The following is a 411-nucleotide window of genomic DNA, read 5'->3' as shown; positions in this document are numbered from 1 at the left end:
CCACCGAACTCAAGACGATGACCAGCGACCTCGAACGGCGCTCCCAGGCGTTGAACGACCTCGTCGTCGCCTTCGGTGACGCCGCCGAACGGGCGAAAGACGGGGACCTGACGGCCACTATCGACGAGGACTTCGAGGCCGACGACGAGCAGTTCGACGCCGTTGTCCAGAACTACAACGACCTCGTGACGACGCTGGGGGAGACGGTTGCCACCGTCGCCGCGTTCGCAGAGGACGTCGACGAGACGAGCGATCACGTCACCCGGAGCGTCGAAGAGATCGACGATGCGAGCGACGAGATTTCCCGGTCGGTTCAGGAGATCTCGGCGGGAGCCAGTCAGCAGGCGTCGCGCCACGACGACGTCGCCTCGGAGATGAACAGGCTGTCTGCCACCGTCGAAGAGATCGCCG

General features: G+C 65.0%; 1 pseudogene. It reads left to right on the top strand.

What is annotated here, in order from left to right:
* Positions 1-411: pseudogene (locus FY251_RS21870) on the top strand (histidine kinase); the annotation flags it as partial.

Origin of the sequence: Haloferax sp. KTX1, assembly GCF_902410085.1 — an archaeon.
GTDB classification, from domain to species: Archaea; Halobacteriota; Halobacteria; order Halobacteriales; family Haloferacaceae; genus Haloferax; species Haloferax massiliensis.
This window is presented reverse-complemented; position numbering and strand designations above follow the sequence as displayed.